Consider the following 20240-nt stretch of genomic DNA (forward strand, 5'->3'; position numbering starts at 1 on the left):
TTATTTCCCCACTACCTGAATAACGATCAAGATCATCAATAACACCACTACACCGAGTGACATGCTTGATGCGTATTCACGCAATGAACCTGTTTGACGTGAGCTTGTAAAACTGTTTCCGCCTTTCACGAGTGCAGGAAGAACTAACCACAAACCGTCAATCGGATCACGGCCAAAGATTTTGGCGAAGAATAAATAAGGTTTAACAAAAACGATGTCATACAATGCATCAAAACCAAAAGCGGTACGGCAAATATGTGCCAAACCTGAACCCAAACTTGTTTGAGCGAATGATTTCACTGCACCGTAAGCAAATGTAAATAATGCTATACCAACAACTAGACCAACTAGTGCAATACCTACTGCTAAGTGCTCTGCCCCATGCATGCCTTCTACAAATTGTTCAGCGACATGGAATTCAGGGATTTTTGCAGTATTCAGAATACCTGCTACCGGCGCCTTTAATACCGCGCCAACAAAAGTAGACAATACAGCTAAAATACCCAACGGAGCCCAGTAAGTGGCACCTTTAATCTCATGGTAAGGCGTGTTTTCTTGACCAAAGAATACAACCCAGATTAAACGGAATGTATAGATTGAAGTCAGGAATGCACCTGCTACACCCACCCAATATAAGGTGTGGTATAAAGCAATTGATTGACCTTGTACCCAAACTTCACCAAGAATCGCATCTTTAGAGAAGAAGCCAATTGTTAAGAATGGAATCGCTGCTAATGCACCGCCACCAATCGCGAAACAAGCAAACAGGAATTTGTTACGTTTGAACAAACCACCCATTTTGAAAATGTTTTGCTCGTGGTGATAAGCCAGAATAACCGCACCAGAAGACAAGAATAATAATGCCTTAAAGAATGCGTGAGCCAACATGTGGAACAAGCCAGCTTGATAAGCTTCCGCACCTACAGCCATAAACATATAACCCAACTGACTCATTGTTGAGTAAGCCAAGATACGTTTGATGTCTGTTTGTACAAGTGCAGCAAAACCTGCAACTAACAAAGTTACCGCACCAGTTACTGAAATGAATTGCATCACTTCAGGAGCAAGTTCAAATACGCTGAATAGACGGCAGCATAAGTACACACCAGCCGTTACCATTGTTGCAGCATGGATTAATGCAGAAACAGGTGTTGGACCTGCCATCGCATCTGCCAACCATGTTTGCAATGGAATTTGAGCAGACTTACCAGCAGCACCCAAGAACAACATTAATGCAGTCCAAATTGTAAGTGACGAACTCTTCGTCATTACTTCAGCTGCGTGTTCAACGATGTATTGAGTATTAAGCGTACCAAATTGTTGGTAAAGCAAGAATAAAGCAATAAGCAAGAATACGTCACCAACGCGGGTCACTGTAAACGCTTTGATCGCTGCCCAACCATTTGCAGGGTTTGCATAATAGAAACCGATCAGCAAGTAAGAGCAAAGACCTACACCTTCCCAACCCAAGAATAACAACGCCAAGTTGTCACCCAATACAAGCACAAGCATGCTTGCAACAAACAGGTTGAAGTAAGAGAAGAAACGCGCATAGCCCTCTTCACCACGCATGTACCATGAAGCAAAGATGTGGATTAAGAAACCAACACCCGTGATCATGCCCATCATGAGTAAAGATAAGCCATCTAAATGTAAGCTAATGCCCGGCGCAAAACCGCCAACATTGAACCATGTCCACAAGTTTTGAACAAAAACTTGTTGACCACTTGTGGTAAATGCCATTCCAGCAATGAGTGCAAATAATGCAGATAAACCTACAGAACCCACGCCAATAACTGCTGCAACATTTTCAGAGAGTTTGTCTCGTCCTGCCGCCAATAAAATAAAACCGATTAGCGGAAATAATACTGTTAGATATAAATAACTCATCCGCGCATCTCACTAGCAGCATCCACATCCAAATGATGGAAGCGATGATAGAACTGAAGGACAATCGCAAGACCGATACATGCCTCTGCTGCTGCAAGGGTCAAAATCAAGATGAACATCACTTGTCCATCTGGTTGTGCCCATACGCTACCCGCAAGAACAAATGCCAATGCTGCAGCATTCATCATGATCTCAAGGCTCATTAACATAAATAATAGGTTGCGTCGCACCATTACACCGTAAAAACCGAGTGCAAAAAGGATGGTTGCAACAATCAAACCATGTTCTAAAGGAATCTGGCCCATTATTCTTTTTCCTCTTCTGCACCGGGTTCACGTTTACCTAAGTGGTATGCTGCAACAAGGGCTGCTAGCAATAACATCGCGGCAACTTCAACCAATAATAAATAGTGAGTAAAGAGTGCTTGACCAACTACTTTTGGTCCAATCACTTGTGCCCCAAGCGGTGCTGAAATAGTGGTGTATTCACCACCAAGCATCCAAACTAAAAGCAAGCCGAGCAAGAAACTCATGAGTGCTGGATATGCCCAAGCATCTGAAGAAAGCCATTTACGTTCTTGTTCAACGGTGTGTTGACCTAAGTTAAGCATCATCACCACGAAGACAAACAGAACCATAATTGCTCCGGCATAAACGATGATTTCAAGAGCACCTGCAAAAGGTGCCCCCACGATCATGAAAATACCAGCAACAGCAAGCAATGAAACAATTAGACTAAGTAGAGCGTGTACAGGGTTCGTGTTAGTCACTACACGAACCGTAGAAACAATGGCCACGAGTGCCATCAAATAAAACGGCCACATCATGGTAATAGACTCCGTACATCGATTGGTGCACTTTCTTTTTGTGCTTGACCTTTCTCTTTACCGTTAATTGCCATACCCGTTACACGGTAGAAGTTGTAGTCTGGGTATTTGCCTGGACCTGAAATGAGTAAGTTTTCTTTCTCATAAACAAGGTCTTGACGTACATATTCGCCTAACTCGAAGTCTGGTGTGAGCTGAATCGCAGTTGTTGGACAAGCTTCTTCACACATACCGCAGAAAATACAACGCGAGAAGTTGATACGGAAAAACTCTGGGTACCAACGACCATCTTCTGTTTCTGCTTTTTGTAGTGAGATACAGCCAACCGGACATGCAACCGCACATAGGTTACATGCTACGCAACGCTCTTCACCATCAGGGTCACGCGTTAATACGATACGACCACGAAAGCGTGGCGGCACAATCTGTTCAGCCGGAACTTCTGGATATAAAATCGTGTCACGTTTACGCGTTGCATGGCTAAACACCATGAGTAACGTACGTACAATTGATCCGAATCCAGCTAGAAATTTATACATTTTGTACTCCCTGCTGTCCTAGGCCTGATTCATCAGAATCACAGCACCAGTCACTAACAAGTTGACCAACGCCAATGGCAAACAAATTTTCCAACCAAAGTTCATGACTTGGTCATAACGTGGACGCATTAAAGAACCACGTGCCAATACGAACATCATTACAAAGAATGCTGTTTTAATCACAAACCAGAATACTGGTGGAACAAATGGAATTTCTAAATTGAATGGCGCTAACCAGCCACCAAAGAATAAAGTCACGATCAATGCAGAGATCAGTACTACGTTGACATATTCAGCAACGAAGAACATCCCCCATTTCATACCGCCATATTCAACATGGTAACCTTCTGCCAATTCTTGTTCTGCTTCTGGTTGGTCAAATGGATGACGGTGAGTTACCGCAACACCAGCAACCACGAAAATCAAGAAACCTAAGAATTGTGGAATGACAAACCAAACATCACGTTGTGCTTCAACAATTTCACGAAGGTTAAATGAGCCTGCAATTGCAACCACACCCATCAATGAAATACCCAAGAACACTTCATAAGAAATAGTTTGAGCTGCTGAACGTAAACCACCAAGCAATGAGTATTTGTTATTTGAGGCCCAGCCACCAAATAAAACTGCATAAACTGCAATACCAGCCATTGCCATGAAGAACAACAAACCGATACTCATGTCGGCAACACCCAGTGAAGGACTCACTGGGATCACCATGAACGAAAGAACCGCTGTTGCCATTGCAACAGCTGGTGCTAAACGGAATGTAAGTTTGTCAGCAAATTTTGGGGTCCAGTCTTCTTTGAACATGATCTTGAGCATGTCGGCAACGATCTGGAACATACCACCAGGACCAACACGGTTTGGACCATAACGGTCTTGCCACCAAGCAAGTAAACGACGCTCAATAAAAGACATCAACGCAGCAACTAAAACCACAACAAGCAAAATCACAACTGCTTGAACGACAGCATAGGCAATCGGCCAGTTCTCAGCCCAAAGTGGCGTTTGACGTATAATTTCTTGATTCATGAATTACACTCCTAAAGCCACTGAAACAGGCTCAGCTAGTGACACCATTGGTGCTAAACCAACTGGGTAACCAATATAACCTGTAGGTAAATATTCAATTACTTGTACAGGCAAGCTTACAGTTGTTTCGCCTGCTTTTACTGTAATGCGTTGACCTTCTTGAAGGTTCAAACGAGTTGCATCTTGTTCGCCCACTGCAAACACAGCTTCAGGAATACGAGTTTCCATTGCAGGTGTTTTAATGGTGAATTCGCCAGAACCGAAAATATGATGCATTGGTACTAAGCGGAAACTTTCAGGGTTTGCAACTACTGACACTGGAGCAACGTAGCTACGTGCAGGACGTTTTGCCAAGCGATCGAATAAACGAACACCAGAATCACCACCTTTTAAGTGACCACCGACTTCATCTTGGTATTTATTCCAAGATTGTGGAGAGTTCCAACCCGGAGCCCATGCAAATGGTACTAATGATGATGCTTTTTGCGGACCGACATAACCTTCCATTGAGAATGTTAATGCTGAATCTGGATCAGTAGGCTGTTTAGGTTCATGAACCGATAACGGCGCACGCATTGCTGTACGACCTGAATAACGACGTGGTTCACGCGCGATTTTCAAGCCATGTACACGGTAACCTGCATCAGGCGCAACATCTTGGATAGCTTCAAGTACTGGTACATTTTTCACAATGCTTTCAATTACATCGTCAAGCAATGTCCAATCTACAGCCTTACCTTTAATGCCAGTTTCAATGGCATGTAACCAACGCCATGATTCTTTAATTGCGTATTCAGGTTTGTAATAGCTTGGATCGTAAACTTGATAGAAGCGCTGTGCACGACCTTCTTGGCTTACAACAGTACCGTCACCCTCTGCAAAGCTTGCTGCTGAAAGAACGATATCAGCCTGTTTCACAGTTTCAGTTTCACTGTGATCAAGCACGATTACTGTTTCAGCTTTATCTAATGCAGCTTGTACTTGGGCAGCTGGTAAGCGACGGAACAAGTCATTTTCAACAATAACAAGTGTGTCGTAATCTTGAGCAAATGCTTGTTCAAGGCTTAAACCACCGAACAATGCTAAGCCCATAGAGTTCACTTCAGGAACTACAAGACTTAAACCAGCTTTAGAACCTAGGTTCTGAGTCAACTGTGCTGCAGCTTCCATAATAGAAGCGTCTTGCAAACTCGTACCCGCAATAATTAATGGTTTGTTTGCTGCTTTTAGAGTGTCAGCAATGGTTTGAGCAAATGCTTTTGCATCTTCATCTAAACCACTTACAACTTCACCATTCACTGCCGCGGCAACTGCAAAGCCTAAACGTGCGATGTCATTTGGCGAAGCAACTACTTCACCAGTTGCAACATCAGCAAGACGAGTTTGAGTTGCAGCTAAAATGTAAACCGGAGATTTTGCTTCTTGACCAATACGTTGTACAGGTTCAGCTAACCAATCTGGTGTACGTGTTTTCGCAGCCATTTCGCGTGCTTTGTTTTTCGCAGCTTGACGAACAGACAATGCCATGCGAGGTGCAGTTTGAGTTAAGTCTTCACCTAAGATCAGAACAGCATCGTAGCTTTCAATTTCACGCATATTGGGGTTATAAATACCCTCGGTTTGCATGATAGATGCAGCAAGTTCAACAAGCTTTTGCTCTTTTTGTGCAATACCAGTTGAGTAATTTGCCTGACCGACAAGCTCACGTAATGCGTAGTTCGATTCCAAGCTTGCGCGAGGAGAACCAATACCCAAAACTTTTTTGCCTTGAAGCTTAGCAATCGCTTGATCGAGAGCTTGATCGACAGAAACAGTTGCAACAGTTTCACCATTACGGAACTGAGGCTGACGTGGACGGTCTGCACGGTTTACATAACCTGTGCCAAAACGACCTTTGTCACAAAGGAAGTACTGGTTAACCGAACCATTAAAACGGTTTTCGACACGACGAATTTCACCATAGCGTTCACCCGGAGAAATGTTACAGCCTGAAGAGCAGCCTTGGCACACGCTTGGTGCATACTGCATATCCCACTTACGGTTATAACGCTCTGAATGAGTCTTATCAGTGAATACACCTGTTGGACATACTTCAGTCAAGTTACCAGAGAATTCAGACTCTAAAGTACCTGATTCCGGACGACCAAAGTAAACACGAGATGCATTGGCATATACGCCAAAATCTGTACCGCCCGCATAGTCTTTGTAGTAACGAACACAACGGTAACAAGCAATACAGCGGTTCATTTCATGCGCAATGAATGAGCCAAGTTCTTGGTTGTAATGCGTACGTTTTGTAAAACGATAGCGACGACGGTCATGACCTGTCATTACAGTCATATCTTGTAAATGACAGTGACCACCCTCTTCACAAACTGGACAGTCGTGTGGGTGGTTGGTCATCAAAAATTCAACAATAGATGCACGGAAATCCGTTGCTTCTTTGTCTTCAATTGAGATATAGGTATTGTCAGATGCTGGTGTCATGCAAGACATGACTAAACGACCACGCGTATCTTCTGGATTCGCATATTGCGTAACAGCACATTGACGGCAAGAACCAACCGAACCTAAGGATGGATGCCAACAAAAATATGGGATGTCGATGCCCAGACTCAAACATGCTTGTAGCAAGTTTTCCGAGCCGTTGACTTCATACGATTTTCCATCGACATGAATTGTAGCCATAGTCGAATTCCTTAAGCTTGTTCTACGTTGCTGGTTTGCACGACAGGACGATTCGTCACTTTCGCTTCAAACTCACCACGGAAATGTTTGAGTGCGCCCATAAGCGGCTCCATCGCACCTGGTGCGTGGGCACAGAAAGTTTTACCGATCCATAATTTACGAGTTAGTTCTTGTAAATGGTCGATATCTTCTTTCTTACCTTCGCCTGATTCAAGTGCTTTAAGCGCTTTAACAGCCCATGGCAAACCATCACGACATGGTGTACAGAAACCACATGATTCACGCGCAAAGAACTCTTCTAAGTTACGAGTGAGCGATACCATACATTGAGTTTCATCTACCACCATTAACAAACATGTTCCCAAACGAGAACCTGCTTTCATAATCGTGTCTGCATCCATTGGTAAATCAATGGTATCTGCTGGTAAAAAGTCAGTTGAAGCACCACCTGGTAACCATGCTTTGAGCTTTAAGCCCTCACGCATACCACCGGCATGATCTTCAATCACTTCACGCGCAGTTGTACCAAATGGCAATTCCCAAAGACCCGGGAATTTAACTTTACCCGATGCACCATAAATTTTAGTGCCTGGATCTTTTGATTTACCAGCTGATAAACCGATATACCACTCTGGTCCACGAAGCATGATTGCTGGCAAGTTGTTATAAGTTTCAACGTTGTTCACAATCGTCGGACGGCCCCATGCTCCTGCAACTTGCGGGAACGGTGGCTTAGTACGTGGATTAGCACGACGGCCTTCAAGCGAGTTAATCAATGCAGTTTCTTCACCACAGATATAACGCCCTGCACCCGTATGTACATGCAGATCAAAATTCCAGCCAGAACCTAAGATATTTTCGCCTAAATAACCTTTAGCACGAATCTGTTCTAACGCTTCATTTAGATATTGAGCAGCTTCGATGTATTCACCACGGATAAAGATATAACCTTGAGTTGCTTCTAAGGTATAACCCGCAATTAACATCCCTTCGATCAATTGATGTGGAAGTTTTTCCATCAACAAACGGTCTTTAAAGGTACCCGGTTCCATTTCGTCGGCATTACAAATCAAATAACGTGGACCACCATCATTTGGTGCCATCAATGACCATTTAATACCTGCTGGGAAACCCGCACCACCACGACCTTTTACAGTTGCAGCTTTAATGACGTCTAACACTTCAGCAGGTTTCATGCCCAGTGCTTTTTTAAAGCCAGCATAACCTTCAAGTGCTTCGTAATCATCAGCACTACGTACCGCTTCTTGTTTACTTAAACGCCAAGTAAGCGGATGAGTTTCTGGATTACCGTCGCCATAAATTGGTTTTGGTTCAGTATTCATACATACTTCTCCAATAACTGTTTAATTGATGTCACTTCGACTAAACCGTGAGTATCTTCATCAATCATTAAAGTTGGGCCTTTGTCGCAGTTGCCTAGGCAGCAAATTGGAAGCAGTGTAAAACGACCATCTGGTGTCGTTTGACCATACTGAATTCCTAATTCACGCTGGAATGCTTCAGCAAGTGTTTCTGCACCCATTAAGAAGCAAGCAATTGAGTCGCAAAGCAAAATTACGTGACGACCTACCGGATGGCGATAGATACGGTTGTAAAATGTTGCAACACCTTCCAAATCAGCAACACTCATCGACAACAACTGTGCGATGGCATTCATTTGAGCGTCATCTACCCAACCATTACGGCGCTGTACACACTTCAATGCATCCAAAGAGGCTGCACGAGGGTATGGATAGTGACCAATGTGATGTTCGATTTCGTGAATTTCTTCCGCAGTCAAAATCCCTTCAACATTCACACGTGGTTTTTTATCAGTCAAAATCATCATTATGTGTTACCTCTTAGCGATCCACGTCAGCCATAACCACGTCAATGGTCGCCAGATAAATGATTAAGTCAGATACTAAACTTCCGTTAATCACTGAAGGCATTTGCTGTAAGTGAGTAAACGTCGGTGTACGAATACGAGTACGATAACTCATGGTCGCTTTATCTGAAGTCAAGTAGTAAGTACTTGCGCCTTTAACCACCTCAGTCATAAATGATGACTCGCCCGCTGGCATGACAGGACCCCATGAAACGCTCAAGAAGTGCGTAATCAAGGTTTCAATATCTTGTAATGTCTTATCTTTCGGTGGTGGAACAGCCAATGGATGATCCGCTTTGTATGGACCAGAAGGCATGTTATCCAAGCACTGTTGAATAATTTTTAGCGACTCGGTAATTTCACGGAAGTGAACAAGCACACGTGCGTATGCATCGCCTTCATACTCAACCGGCACATCAAAATCGAAGTTTTCATAGCCGCTGTATGGACGATATTTACGAACGTCAAAATCGATACCTGTTGCACGTAAACCAGTACCAGTTACACCCCATGCGAGTGCAGATTTGGCATCGTATTGTGCAACATTACGCGTACGACCAATAAACACAGAGTTTTTCAATGCAGCGGTGTAGTATTCGTTTAAGCGTTTAGGCATCCACTCTAGCAATTCTTTAACAAGCTTTTGCCAGTTGTTTGGAAGATCGTGTGCTGTACCACCAATACGGAACCATGCTGGATGCATACGGTAACCCGTGATTGCTTCAACAATGTCGTAAACTTTTTGACGGTCCGCGAACATATAGAATACTGGTGTCATACCACCGGCATCCTGAATTGCCGTACCACAGAATAACAAGTGGTTATTAATACGGAACAATTCGTTCAACATGACACGAATAACTTGTGCACGCTCAGGAACTTTAATGCCTGCCATTTGCTCTACAGCCATCACATACGGCATGTTTTGAGCACAACCACCTAAGTAGTCAACACGGTCAGTATAAGGAATGAAAGAATGCCATGTTTGACGTTCAGCCATCTTTTCCACACCACGGTGGTGATAACCGATATCAGGTACACAGTCCTTCACTTCTTCGCCATCTAACTGCAATACAACACGGAACGCACCATGTGCAGATGGGTGGTTAGGACCCAAGTTCAGGAACATGAAGTCTTCATCAGCGTTACCACGCTTAAGACCCCAGTCTTCCGGCACAAAACGTAAGTGCTCTTGTTCAAAGTCTTGTTTCGCTTTGTCTTGCATATACGGCGTATATTCTGTCGCACGTGCTGAATATTCTTTACGAAGCGGATGACCTTCCCAATAGGTTGGCAGCAAAATACGACGGAGCATTGGATGCCCTTCGAAATTGATACCGAACATATCGTAAGCTTCACGTTCATACCAGTTGGCATTTGGCCAGATATTTGTCGCTGTCGGAATGTTTAGATCATTTTCGTTCAAGGCAACCTTGATACGAATGTCACTATTACGCTCAAGCGATAATAAATGATAGAACACAGTGAAGTCAGATGCTGGTAAACCATCACGATGAACACGTAAACGCTCATCCATCGCAGATAAGTCAAACAGCATTACATACGGACGTTCCACTTTACGCAGGAACATAAGGACTTCTTGCACGCGTGCGCGCTCGACCCAGACTGTTGGAAACTCTTCAAAAGTCGCCTGCACGTAAAAGTTCTCACCAAATTTGGTTTTGAGCTCTTCTACAATTGCAAATGCTGGGCGTGAATCAACTGCTGTTGACTCTGGCATAGCAATGTCAGTTTCAGCCATTGGCTTGGCTTCCTATTTAATACAAATTCTGTCAATTTTCTCGATGAACATATCAGTTAGATATGTCAAAACACCGTCAAAAAATTATTTAATCTCATCCATAGAGCGTAAGTTTTTAACGGCAATACGCTCTGCATTCTTACGATCACGTTCTGGCATCATCTTTGGCTTATACACTGGCTGAAGATCATCACCGATCACGGCAGAAAGCGGGCGTCGCTCTAATTGAATCTGGTCTTGTAAAAGCATTAAAGCTTGAATTAATGCTTCAGGACGAGGCGGACAACCTGGGACGTACACGTCAACAGGAATAATTTTGTCTACACCTTGTACTACTGAATAGATGTCGTACATACCTCCAGAGTTTGCACAAGCACCCATCGAAATGACCCATTTAGGCTCTAACATCTGTTCATACAGACGCTGAATAACTGGTGCCATTTTTACGAAACAGGTACCTGCAACAATCATCAAGTCAGCCTGACGAGGTGAAGCACGGATAACCTCTGCACCGAAACGTGACAAGTCATGCACACCTGTTAAGGTCGTTGCATATTCGACGTAACAACATGAGGTACCAAAGTTAAATGGCCACAAAGAGTTTTTACGTCCCCAGTTTACTGCTGTATGCAAGACATCCTCTAAACGAGTCATGAATACGTTTTTATTCACTTCCTCTTCAAGTGGATCCGTCACAATTTGACGTTCTTGCAATGGGTATTGATCAGCATCCGGATTCGCGCGGGTCAGAGTATATTTCATCCCGACTTACTCCTTTTCAGATGACAATGCAGGTGTAGTTTTTGACTTAACACGACCTGATGATTGAGCTGGAATCTGGCCTGTAGGGTCAGTTACGAGCTCTTCAATAGAATTAAAGCGTGTAATTTCAGCAATGTTCATTGTTGGTGAACCGATTTTAACCGCCTCACCTGCTGATTTACGGCGATCTGCTGGTGACCAACTTAAAGCACCTACAGAGAAGGCATAAACAAGCGCAATCAATAAATCAACGACAAAGATCACTACAGTGGTATATCCCAACCACCCTACTTCACGCACAGAAGTAGACCATGCATAGAGGTAAAGCGCCTCTAAGTCGAAAACAACAAAGAAAATTGCAACTAAATAGAACTTTGCAGACAGGCGAATGCGAGCGCCACCAGCACTCACGACACCTGATTCAAACTGCTCTTGCTTAGCACGTCCCCACGATTTTCCCCCGAGGAGTAAGGGAACTGTGAGCATAAAGACGCAAAGAAATGTAACGCCGATCACGAAGGCGATAATCGCCCAGTCGTATGGAGTAATGGCACTCATGCGGGGATAACTCCTGGCAGGCCTATTATTTAACAAAGAATGTATGTATTGGCCTTCAAATACACCAAACACAAAATTAATCCCGCCAATTGTACCTGATTTCTAATTTCCCATGCTAGTTGAAGCGTCTTAGTCTTTCGGATGATTTTCTATACAAAACTATTCATCTATGTGTTGTAAGGGGGGTTTCACCGCACATAATCGGTTTAATTAATAGTTTCTTTAATTATGATGATTTTTTTCATTTTTTAATTTTAGAATATTTACACAGTTGAACTGCTTATTAACTTTTTATAACTTACTTTTTTATAATATTAGTTTGTTTTTTATTGTATTCAGCTTCTCCTCTGAATTATGATGAATGTTTAATCATGCATAATATTTACTACTCTTGGATAAGAGTATTTATCATTAAGGGCAGCTGATGCCATACTCACTTCGTGAATTTTCATTTCTCTCCTTTTTAAAGTTTTTTCTCCTATTTAGCTTCATTATTGCGACATGTTGTTTCATTGGCATCGCATCTCGCCCTTTAAGTTTTCTTGCATTCTTTTGGCCTGCCAATTCGGTTTTGCTCGGATTGCTTATTCGTTTTCCAATCACACGCCGACCAAGCACATTTTTAGGTGCCTATATAGGATATGTGATTGCTGACTTATTTCAGGGCACTCCATTTGCTCTCACACTTGTTTTAACAACATCAAACTTTCTTTATGTTGTTACTACGTTTGGGCTCTATATGTTTTTTAATCAACATATTAAGGCAGCCTATCGCGGTTATTCCTACCTTTTTTTATTTGGACTATGCGGAATAGGTAGCGTAGTAGGTGCATTGTTTGCAGCAACTTTCGTGCCTATGTTTAATACTAAATTTATGATTGGTGGCTTGTTGGATGAGTTTGGTTACTGGTTCACTTCAGAACTGCAAAATGCCTTACTTCTTTTACCTATCATATTGAACATCCCACAATATAGTCAGGTTAAACATTACTTTTCAAGAAATCGTGGCCTAGAACCAACCGACCTTTTACCTTTTGGAGCCGTGCTTATTTCGATTGCTGCTAGCTATTATGACTCCGGTCCGGGTTCGCTCCTCTACCCGATTGCAGCACTGATCTGGTGTGCTATTCGCTACAAACCTATTATTGTTGCACTCATTACAAGCCTCACCAGTGCTTATATTATTTATCATATCTCTGGACATTACCTTTTACTCTATCCAAACGAATATCTCAGCAATACGATCTCAATCCGTATTGGGTTAATTATGATGACGATTGCCCCACTTACGGTTTCTAGCATTAGTGTTTTGCATTCAGAGTTAATTCAAAAACTTCAACATGCCATTGCACATGATGAACTAACTTCAAGTCTGACTCGACGCCAGTTTTTACAGTCAGTCAGATTACTTCAAGAAAAAGTACAAAAAGAAAATAAGACCTCAGCTTTTTTCATGCTTGATGTAGACCACTTTAAACAAGTTAATGACAACTACGGCCATCAAATAGGCGACCGTGCTCTACAAACCTGTGTCACCACGATTCAAAATATTTTACATCCTCATGATTTATTAGGCCGCTTTGGAGGTGAAGAGTTTGCCATTTTTATTGCAGATACCACTAAAGAAAGTGCATTTGAACTGGCTGAACAAATTCGAATTAAAATTAGTCAGCAACCGATTTATATTTATGGGAAATTACCAATTTTTATACAGGTGAGTATTGGCATAAGCTTATATTCCCCATCGTCCCATCGAGCGATTGAAAACTTATTTAAAGAAGCAGATGACGCTTTATATCAAGCAAAACGCCAAGGACGTAATCGAGTGTTTATCTCTTTATAATTTTTCCATTTCATCATCTAGTGTAATGAATTTTATACAATAACCTGTGTTTTGCCATGTATGCTAATAACAGATAATAAGGAGAAAAATGCATGACTCTAGAATATACGCATAAACCAAACTACTACTTGTTTGCACAATTACTGGTGCGACATATAGAAAGCTATATTTACAAACATCCAGATGCCAACAATGCAATTTTTGACTTGCGAGACGTCTATGAAATATTTAGACAGGATTTTGCGTCAACGACAACAAACCTAGAAGGTATTTTGAATATTGCAGATGAATATAAAATAGAAACGCTTAATGGAGATCAACCTCTTATTCAAAAATACCAGATTGATGCAAAAAACAATTCGTTACTGATCGATTTTAATTCCGATGCATTAACCAGCTTAAGAAGCGGAAAACCTATTTTGGAACCAGATGCAACCCAACTATAAGTAGATTAATAAAAAAGCACCTTATGAAGGTGCTTTTTTATTGGCTTTTAAAGGAGGCTGTTTAAAGCGTTTTGCTGGCCATGTCATAATAAAACGAGCGCCACCCAAGGTTGGGCTTTCATCCACTTTAATTTCACCGCCAAACCAATAGGCAATACGGCTTACGATAGATAACCCTAAACCATAACCACCCGACGCACGCGTACGGCTATCGTCTAGACGGGCAAAAGCCTCAAATACCCTTTTACGGTCTTGTTCAGGAATACCTGCGCCATCATCTTCAACACAAACAAAGGCCATGCCATCACTATGGATACCACCGGTAATCCGAACTTTATTATCGCAATAACGAACCGCGTTACCCACTAAGTTTTGAACAACACGATGTAAATAACGACGCTCAGCATCTACTTTTACATAAAGTGGAGGAGCAACCAGTTCAATTTCTTTTTGTGTTTTTAAGGCTTCGGTTTCGACCGCAACCTGATCCAACACATCAAATAAAGTAATTTCATCAAAATCTAGTGAAGGTGTACCTTGCTCTAGTTTTGCATAAGTCATGATTTCATCAATTAAAGTATTGAGTGCCTCAATATCTTTATCAATCATATCGACTTGATGCATACGATGATTGTAGTCATCTTCTTCCGCCAACATTTCTGTACCAAAGCGAATACGGGCAACAGGCGTTCTAAGCTCATGAGATACGGCTCTCATTAACTCACGCTGAGCCTCGATTAAGCGCTGAATATGATCAGACATATTGTTATAACTTGATGCCAAGTTTGCCATTTCGTCACTTCCTTCAATAGGAACACGCAATGACAAATCACCAGACTTCATACGGTTTAATGCATAACGCACTTGGCGAATCTTACGCTCTAGTGGCAAGATCAACCCATAGACACCTAGACTCAGCAAAAATAAGCTAAATAAGGTAATCCCTGCTGAAAGCTGCAAAGGCATCCAGTTAAACATCGGAACCGGCCCAAGCACGAGAACCTGTGCAGGATGATTCGGTATTGGAGAGACAATTGAAATTGTTGTACCGCGGACTGTTGCACTGTCTTTGTACAACATGACGCTTTGGTCTTGGCGTAACCGACCAATTTGTTCAGAGTCCAGATTAATGTCTTGAATATTGTAGATATTAATTGGGTAGGAAAAATGCTTTTGAATCTTGGCAAGATATTCTTGTTCTTGACCCGGATAAAACATCAGATAATCAAGTACAAAAATAGGGAGAGCCTTCATTTGGCGCTCACTAATTTTATCGACTTTTATCGATAAAAAGTGCTGAGGATCATCACGCAAGCCAATAATGATATATGCAATACTATTACTAGCATCGTACCGGACAACAGATTTTTGAGCTTCGATTCGCTTTTTCTCGGTACGAGATAATTCCACCTTGCTTGCATCAGTATAATAGATTGGAAGTTCCAATAAATCTGATGCATCTGAAATCCAATCTATTTTCTGCTGCTTCCCTGGTTGTCGAGCGACCCCTTCACTAATGACATAAGAAATACCATCGGTTAAAGATTCTCGGTATTCTTGTGCCCGTTGATAATTGATGATTTGTACAAGCAAATAACCAAAAACGGCAACCAAAACAACAAGAATTACCAGTCCCGCATATATTCGCAGGAATATACTGTGTTTAAACACTCGACCAACCTTATAGGAAGTTTATGCAGATCTTATAACCCATTGGTTTCTTTAACGAATAAGTAACCTTTACTACGTACTGTTTTAATACGCTTTGGATTTTCAGGATCATCGCCAATTTTTGGACGAATACGTGAGATACGGACATCGATTGAACGGTCCTGACCATCGTATTCAATACCGCGTAAACGTTCGAAGATATCTTCACGCGATAAGATACGGCCAGCATTTGATGCAAGCAACCATAATAGGTCATATTCTGCGCTAGTGAAATCAACAAGCTCACCATGCAACGTTACTGAACGGCCGCCATTATCAATCACAAGGTCATCAAACTCGATACGTTGTGCAACTTCATCTTCTACAGTTTTATCTGTGCGACGTAATAGTGCACGGATACGTGCTAAAAGAACACGTGGTTGAACTGGTTTAGCAACATAGTCATCTGCACCCATTTCCAAACCAAGTACCTGATCCATGTCTTCTGTACGTGCAGTCAACATCAGAATCGGTTGATGGTAATGTGGACGAACTTCACGGCAAACTGTTAAGCCATCGGCACCCGGCAACATGACATCCAAGACTACTAGATCTGGTTGTTCACTAATAATACGACGAATTGCACGGTTACCATCAGTTTCTACACCAACTTCCAAACCGTTGCGAATTAAATATTCTTGAGTTAATCGCGCTAAGCGCTCGTCATCTTCAACGATCAGAATCTTTGGTAACTTTTCTTCTTGGCTCATATCATTGCCCCTATAAATCTCGTTTCATGCATCTTAAAAATCTTGCAGATACATTCGTTTATCATTTGCAATATACACACGTTTACATTGTAAACAAGTAGGCGTTCACCAAACTGATACATGACAACCGTGTTTTGTTGCATTTTATTAGCCTTTGAATTTTCACGTGTTTTTAAGATTTATTTATTGTTATTAAATTTCATATTCTATTCATATTTCCAATGTATGAATATTAAACAAATTATTTCTCTGTTTAGTTTAAATTTATTTAAGTGTTTGTTTTTTGAGTTATCCACAAAGTTATCTATAAGCGTTTTTTAACAGCTTTGCTATGCTATCTCCCATCAAATCATACAGATAAAAAATTACTAAAAAGTCAAGATTGATCTGCTATGAAAAATCCCGTATCTTGTGTTGAAAATAAACTTTAACTACTAAGTCTTGTGTTTATCCCTCAAATATCGTGGCATGTTTTTTGCTCGGTTCAAACGGTCTATGAACATAACAAAAGTGACAATGGAGCTATGCTGGCATGAGCGTAATTACTTCGACTCCCGGTCAAATTCAGGTGATTAAGCGCACTGGAGATGTTGCTGCATTTGATGCAGAGAAAATTTCAGTTGCGATTGGTAAAGCTTTTCTTGCTGTGGAAGGTCAACAGAGTTCGGATTCTAGCCGTATTCATGACCGTATTACCCAGTTGACGGAAATGGTATTAAATACTTTCACTCGCCGTTTACCATCGGGCGGTACGATCCATATTGAAGAAATTCAAGATCAAGTAGAACTTGCTTTAATGCGTACTGGGGAACAAAAGGTTGCCCGCGCTTATGTGATTTACCGTGAACAACGTGCTAGCGCTCGTCAGCAAACGAACTCAAACCACCACCCTACTTTACAAGTTACTGACGCAAACGGTCAGCTTCAGCCACTTGATTTAAGTGCATTGCAAGCAACTGTTTCTAAAGCAGCTGAAGGTTTGGAAGGTATTGATGTTCAAGCCATTGTGGATGAAACCGTTAAAAACTTATATAACGGCGTAAAAGAAAGTGATATTGCCACTACAATGATGATGGCAACACGTACCCGTATTGAACAAGAACCTAACTACACTTATGTGACTGCACGTTTGCTTTGTAACGAGTTAGTAGGTACAGGTTTAGCATTCTTAGGTTTATCAACAGACACACCAGAAAACAATGCACTTGAAGCATTCTTGAAAAAAGGTGTTGAGCTTGATTTGCTTTCACCTGACTTGCTTGACTTCGACTTAGAAAAACTATCAGCAGCAATTCAGCCAGAACGTTCTAATCAGTTTACCTATTTAGGTTTACAGACTTTATTTGACCGTTACTTCATTCACTCAAACGGCGTTCGCTTCGAATTACCACAATTATTCTTTATGCGTGTGTCGATGGGTCTTGCACTCAATGAGCAAGATAAAGAAGAGCGTGCAATTGAGTTCTATAACTTATTGTCTAGCTTCGACTACATGGCTTCTACGCCTACCCTGTTTAACTCAGGTACATTACGTCCACAGCTTTCAAGTTGTTACTTAACAACAATTGGCGATGACCTTTATGACATTTATGGCGCGATGCGTGACAACGCGATGCTTTCTAAATGGGCTGGTGGTTTAGGTAATGACTGGACACCTGTACGTGCCTTGAACTCTTATATTAAAGGTACTAACGGTAAGTCTCAGGGTGTTGTTCCATTTTTGAAAGTTGCGAACGATACAGCTGTTGCGGTAAACCAAGGTGGTAAGCGTAAAGGTGCTGTGTGTGCATACCTAGAAACTTGGCACTTAGACATCGAAGAGTTCTTAGAGCTTCGTAAAAACACGGGTGATGACCGTCGCCGTACTCACGACATGAACACTGCGAACTGGGTTCCAGACTTGTTTATGCAACGTGTATTTGAAGATGGTGAATGGACATTATTTACCCCTTCTGAAACTCCAGACTTGCACGACTTGACTGGTGCTGAATTTGCTGAGCGTTATGCTTACTATGAGTCTGTAGCGAAAGAAACTAACATGCTACACAAGAAAGTACGTGCTAAAGACTTATGGCGCAAAATGCTTTCTATGTTGTTTGAAACTGGTCATCCTTGGATCACATTCAAAGATGTATGTAACTTACGTTCACCACAACAACACGTTGGCGTAGTTCACTCATCTAACCTATGTACTGAAATTACCTTGAACACAAATCAAGACGAAATTGCAGTATGTAACTTAGGTTCGATCAACCTTGTACAACACGTTCAAGGTGGTGTGTTAGACCGTGAGAAGTTAGCTCGTACTATTAAAACAGCAGTACGTATGCTCGATAACGTTATCGACATTAACTATTACGCTGTACCACAAGCGAAAAACTCCAACTTGAAACACCGCCCTGTGGGTATGGGTATCATGGGCTTCCAAGATGCGCTATACGAAATGGGTATTGCTTACGGTTCAGACGCTGCTGTTGATTTTGCAGATGAATCAATGGAAGTGATTAGCTACTACGCGATTGAAACTTCAAGCAACTTGGCTGTTGAACGTGGTGCTTACTCAACATTCAAAGGTTCATTGTGGGATCAAGGTATCCTTCCAATCGACTCTTTAGAAATTGTTGCGAAATCTCGTCCAGAGCGCATGTTCGAAGTTGACCGTACTCAACGTTTAGACTGGGACACTTTACGTGCCAAAGTTCAAAAAGACGGTATGCGTAACTCAAACGTGATGGCGATTGCTCCAACTGCAACCATCTCTAACATTTGTGGTGTTTCTCAGTCTATTGAGCCAACATTCCAAAACTTATATGTGAAATCCAACTTGTCTGGTGAGTTCACTGTTATTAACCCATACCTCGTTCGTGCATTAAAAGATCGCGGTCTTTGGGACACAGTAATGGTTAACGACCTTAAACACTTTGAAGGTTCAGTACAAAAAATTGCTCGTATTCCTGAAGAATTAAAAGCAATCTTTGCTACTGCGTTTGAAGTAGATACACGTTGGATCGTTGATGCTGCATCACGCCGTCAAAAATGGATTGATCAGGCTCAGTCGCTTAACCTTTACATCTCTGGTGCAAATGGTAAGAAACTTGACATCACTTACAAGATGGCATGGTTACGTGGTCTTAAGACGACTTATTACCTCCGAGCTTTAGGTGCAACTTCTGCTGAAAAATCTACAATTAACACAGGTGCTTTAAACGCAGTTAAACCTGCAACTGTTGAAGCAGCGGCGGTTGCTGCCCCTGTTGTAGAAACGAAGAAACCAGAAGCAGCAGTTGAAGAAGAAGGCTTTACTCAAGCAGCTCCTGTACCAATGGCTTGTTCAATCGACAACCCTGATTGTGAAGCTTGCCAATAACATTTAATAAGATTGCTCTTTTTCACTAAAGAGCAATCTTAAAAGAGGTAAAGATTATGCTTTCTCATCTCAGCCATAACTATATGCTTGGTGTTGGAGTTTTAATCTTTGCCTTTATTTTCTTTTATATGCCGATGGTTTACGCATTTATCACAATACGTAAGCAGCAGCGTAAACAAAATAAGTTGTAGGGAGTAGAGACCAAAGGCCCAAAAT

The 20240-nt window shown here is 41.8% G+C and carries 18 protein-coding genes; 4 read left to right on the forward strand and 14 right to left on the reverse strand.

Features of this window, described 5'->3' with window-relative positions:
• The 11 genes from nuoL to ndhC form a co-directional block, all read right to left on the reverse strand.
• Complete coding sequence (gene nuoL, locus RFW85_RS14905; protein WP_309171639.1) at positions 1-1890, reverse strand: NADH-quinone oxidoreductase subunit L; 1890 nt, start codon at positions 1888-1890, stop codon at positions 1-3.
• On the reverse strand, positions 1887-2195 hold the full coding sequence (gene nuoK / locus RFW85_RS14910; RefSeq protein WP_000529822.1) for an NADH-quinone oxidoreductase subunit NuoK: 309 nt from the start codon (positions 2193-2195) through the stop codon (positions 1887-1889). The genes nuoL and nuoK overlap by 4 nt, the downstream gene beginning before the upstream one ends.
• Positions 2195-2713, reverse strand: a complete 519-nt coding sequence (gene nuoJ / locus RFW85_RS14915; RefSeq protein ID WP_014205902.1) for an NADH-quinone oxidoreductase subunit J — start codon at positions 2711-2713, stop codon at positions 2195-2197. The genes nuoK and nuoJ overlap by 1 nt, the downstream gene beginning before the upstream one ends.
• Positions 2713-3255, reverse strand: a complete 543-nt coding sequence (gene nuoI, locus RFW85_RS14920; protein WP_002120012.1) for an NADH-quinone oxidoreductase subunit NuoI — start codon at positions 3253-3255, stop codon at positions 2713-2715. The genes nuoJ and nuoI overlap by 1 nt, the downstream gene beginning before the upstream one ends.
• Before the next feature lie 18 nt (positions 3256-3273).
• Positions 3274-4290, reverse strand: coding sequence for an NADH-quinone oxidoreductase subunit NuoH (gene nuoH / locus RFW85_RS14925; RefSeq protein ID WP_004703499.1), 1017 nt, complete (start codon positions 4288-4290; stop codon positions 3274-3276).
• 3 nt (positions 4291-4293) lie between these two features.
• On the reverse strand, positions 4294-6978 hold the full coding sequence (nuoG, locus tag RFW85_RS14930) for an NADH-quinone oxidoreductase subunit NuoG (protein ID WP_309171640.1): 2685 nt from the start codon (positions 6976-6978) through the stop codon (positions 4294-4296).
• Positions 6979-6989: 11 nt separating this feature from the next.
• Positions 6990-8321, reverse strand: coding sequence for an NADH-quinone oxidoreductase subunit NuoF (gene nuoF / locus RFW85_RS14935; RefSeq protein WP_170248418.1), 1332 nt, complete (start codon positions 8319-8321; stop codon positions 6990-6992).
• A complete protein-coding gene (nuoE, locus tag RFW85_RS14940) occupies positions 8318-8827 on the reverse strand; it encodes an NADH-quinone oxidoreductase subunit NuoE (protein WP_002120040.1) in 510 nt (169 codons plus the stop codon). Before nuoE ends, nuoF begins: the two co-directional genes overlap by 4 nt.
• Before the next feature lie 13 nt (positions 8828-8840).
• On the reverse strand, positions 8841-10628 hold the full coding sequence (nuoC, locus tag RFW85_RS14945) for an NADH-quinone oxidoreductase subunit C/D (RefSeq protein ID WP_002120052.1): 1788 nt from the start codon (positions 10626-10628) through the stop codon (positions 8841-8843).
• Between the two features lie 84 nt (positions 10629-10712).
• Positions 10713-11390 carry an NADH-quinone oxidoreductase subunit B family protein gene (locus RFW85_RS14950; RefSeq protein ID WP_002120034.1) on the reverse strand — a complete coding sequence of 226 codons (678 nt, stop codon included), beginning with the start codon at positions 11388-11390 and terminating at the stop codon, positions 10713-10715.
• A 6-nt stretch (positions 11391-11396) separates the two neighbouring features.
• Positions 11397-11948, reverse strand: coding sequence for an NADH-quinone oxidoreductase subunit A (gene ndhC / locus RFW85_RS14955; protein ID WP_002120061.1), 552 nt, complete (start codon positions 11946-11948; stop codon positions 11397-11399).
• Positions 11949-12372: 424 nt separating this feature from the next.
• Between ndhC and RFW85_RS14960 the strand changes: the two genes are divergently transcribed.
• Positions 12373-13791: a diguanylate cyclase gene (locus tag RFW85_RS14960; RefSeq protein ID WP_309171641.1), complete on the forward strand. Its 1419-nt coding sequence runs from the start codon at positions 12373-12375 to the stop codon at positions 13789-13791.
• A 92-nt stretch (positions 13792-13883) separates the two neighbouring features.
• Entirely contained in the window at positions 13884-14237 is a 354-nt protein-coding gene (locus RFW85_RS14965; protein ID WP_309171642.1) for a hypothetical protein, read from the forward strand.
• A 21-nt stretch (positions 14238-14258) separates the two neighbouring features.
• Here the strand turns inward: RFW85_RS14965 and bfmS are convergent, their stop codons facing one another.
• From bfmS to RFW85_RS14980, 3 genes are read right to left on the reverse strand one after another with little or no spacing between them, the layout of a single operon-like run.
• Entirely contained in the window at positions 14259-15908 is a 1650-nt protein-coding gene (gene bfmS / locus RFW85_RS14970) for a sensor histidine kinase BfmS (protein WP_309171643.1), read from the reverse strand.
• A 32-nt stretch (positions 15909-15940) separates the two neighbouring features.
• Positions 15941-16657, reverse strand: a complete 717-nt coding sequence (bfmR, locus tag RFW85_RS14975; protein ID WP_003653488.1) for a response regulator transcription factor BfmR — start codon at positions 16655-16657, stop codon at positions 15941-15943.
• Positions 16654-16836 (reverse strand): hypothetical protein, encoded by a 183-nt coding sequence (locus tag RFW85_RS14980; protein WP_309171647.1) that lies wholly within the window; start codon positions 16834-16836, stop codon positions 16654-16656. The genes bfmR and RFW85_RS14980 overlap by 4 nt, the downstream gene beginning before the upstream one ends.
• A gap of 353 nt (positions 16837-17189) precedes the next feature.
• On the opposite strand from RFW85_RS14980, the gene RFW85_RS14985 reads away from it, so the two are divergent.
• Together RFW85_RS14985 and RFW85_RS14990 are read left to right on the forward strand one after the other, a co-directional pair.
• The gene (locus tag RFW85_RS14985) at positions 17190-20024 is read left to right on the forward strand and encodes a ribonucleoside-diphosphate reductase subunit alpha (RefSeq protein ID WP_170248420.1); all 2835 of its coding nucleotides are present in this window, start codon (positions 17190-17192) and stop codon (positions 20022-20024) included.
• A 56-nt stretch (positions 20025-20080) separates the two neighbouring features.
• Positions 20081-20215 carry a hypothetical protein gene (locus RFW85_RS14990; protein ID WP_002120013.1) on the forward strand — a complete coding sequence of 45 codons (135 nt, stop codon included), beginning with the start codon at positions 20081-20083 and terminating at the stop codon, positions 20213-20215.
• The last annotated feature ends 25 nt before the right edge of the window (positions 20216-20240 follow it).

Source organism: Acinetobacter sp. 12966, assembly GCF_031196995.1.
GTDB classification, from domain to species: domain Bacteria; phylum Pseudomonadota; class Gammaproteobacteria; order Pseudomonadales; family Moraxellaceae; genus Acinetobacter; species Acinetobacter geminorum.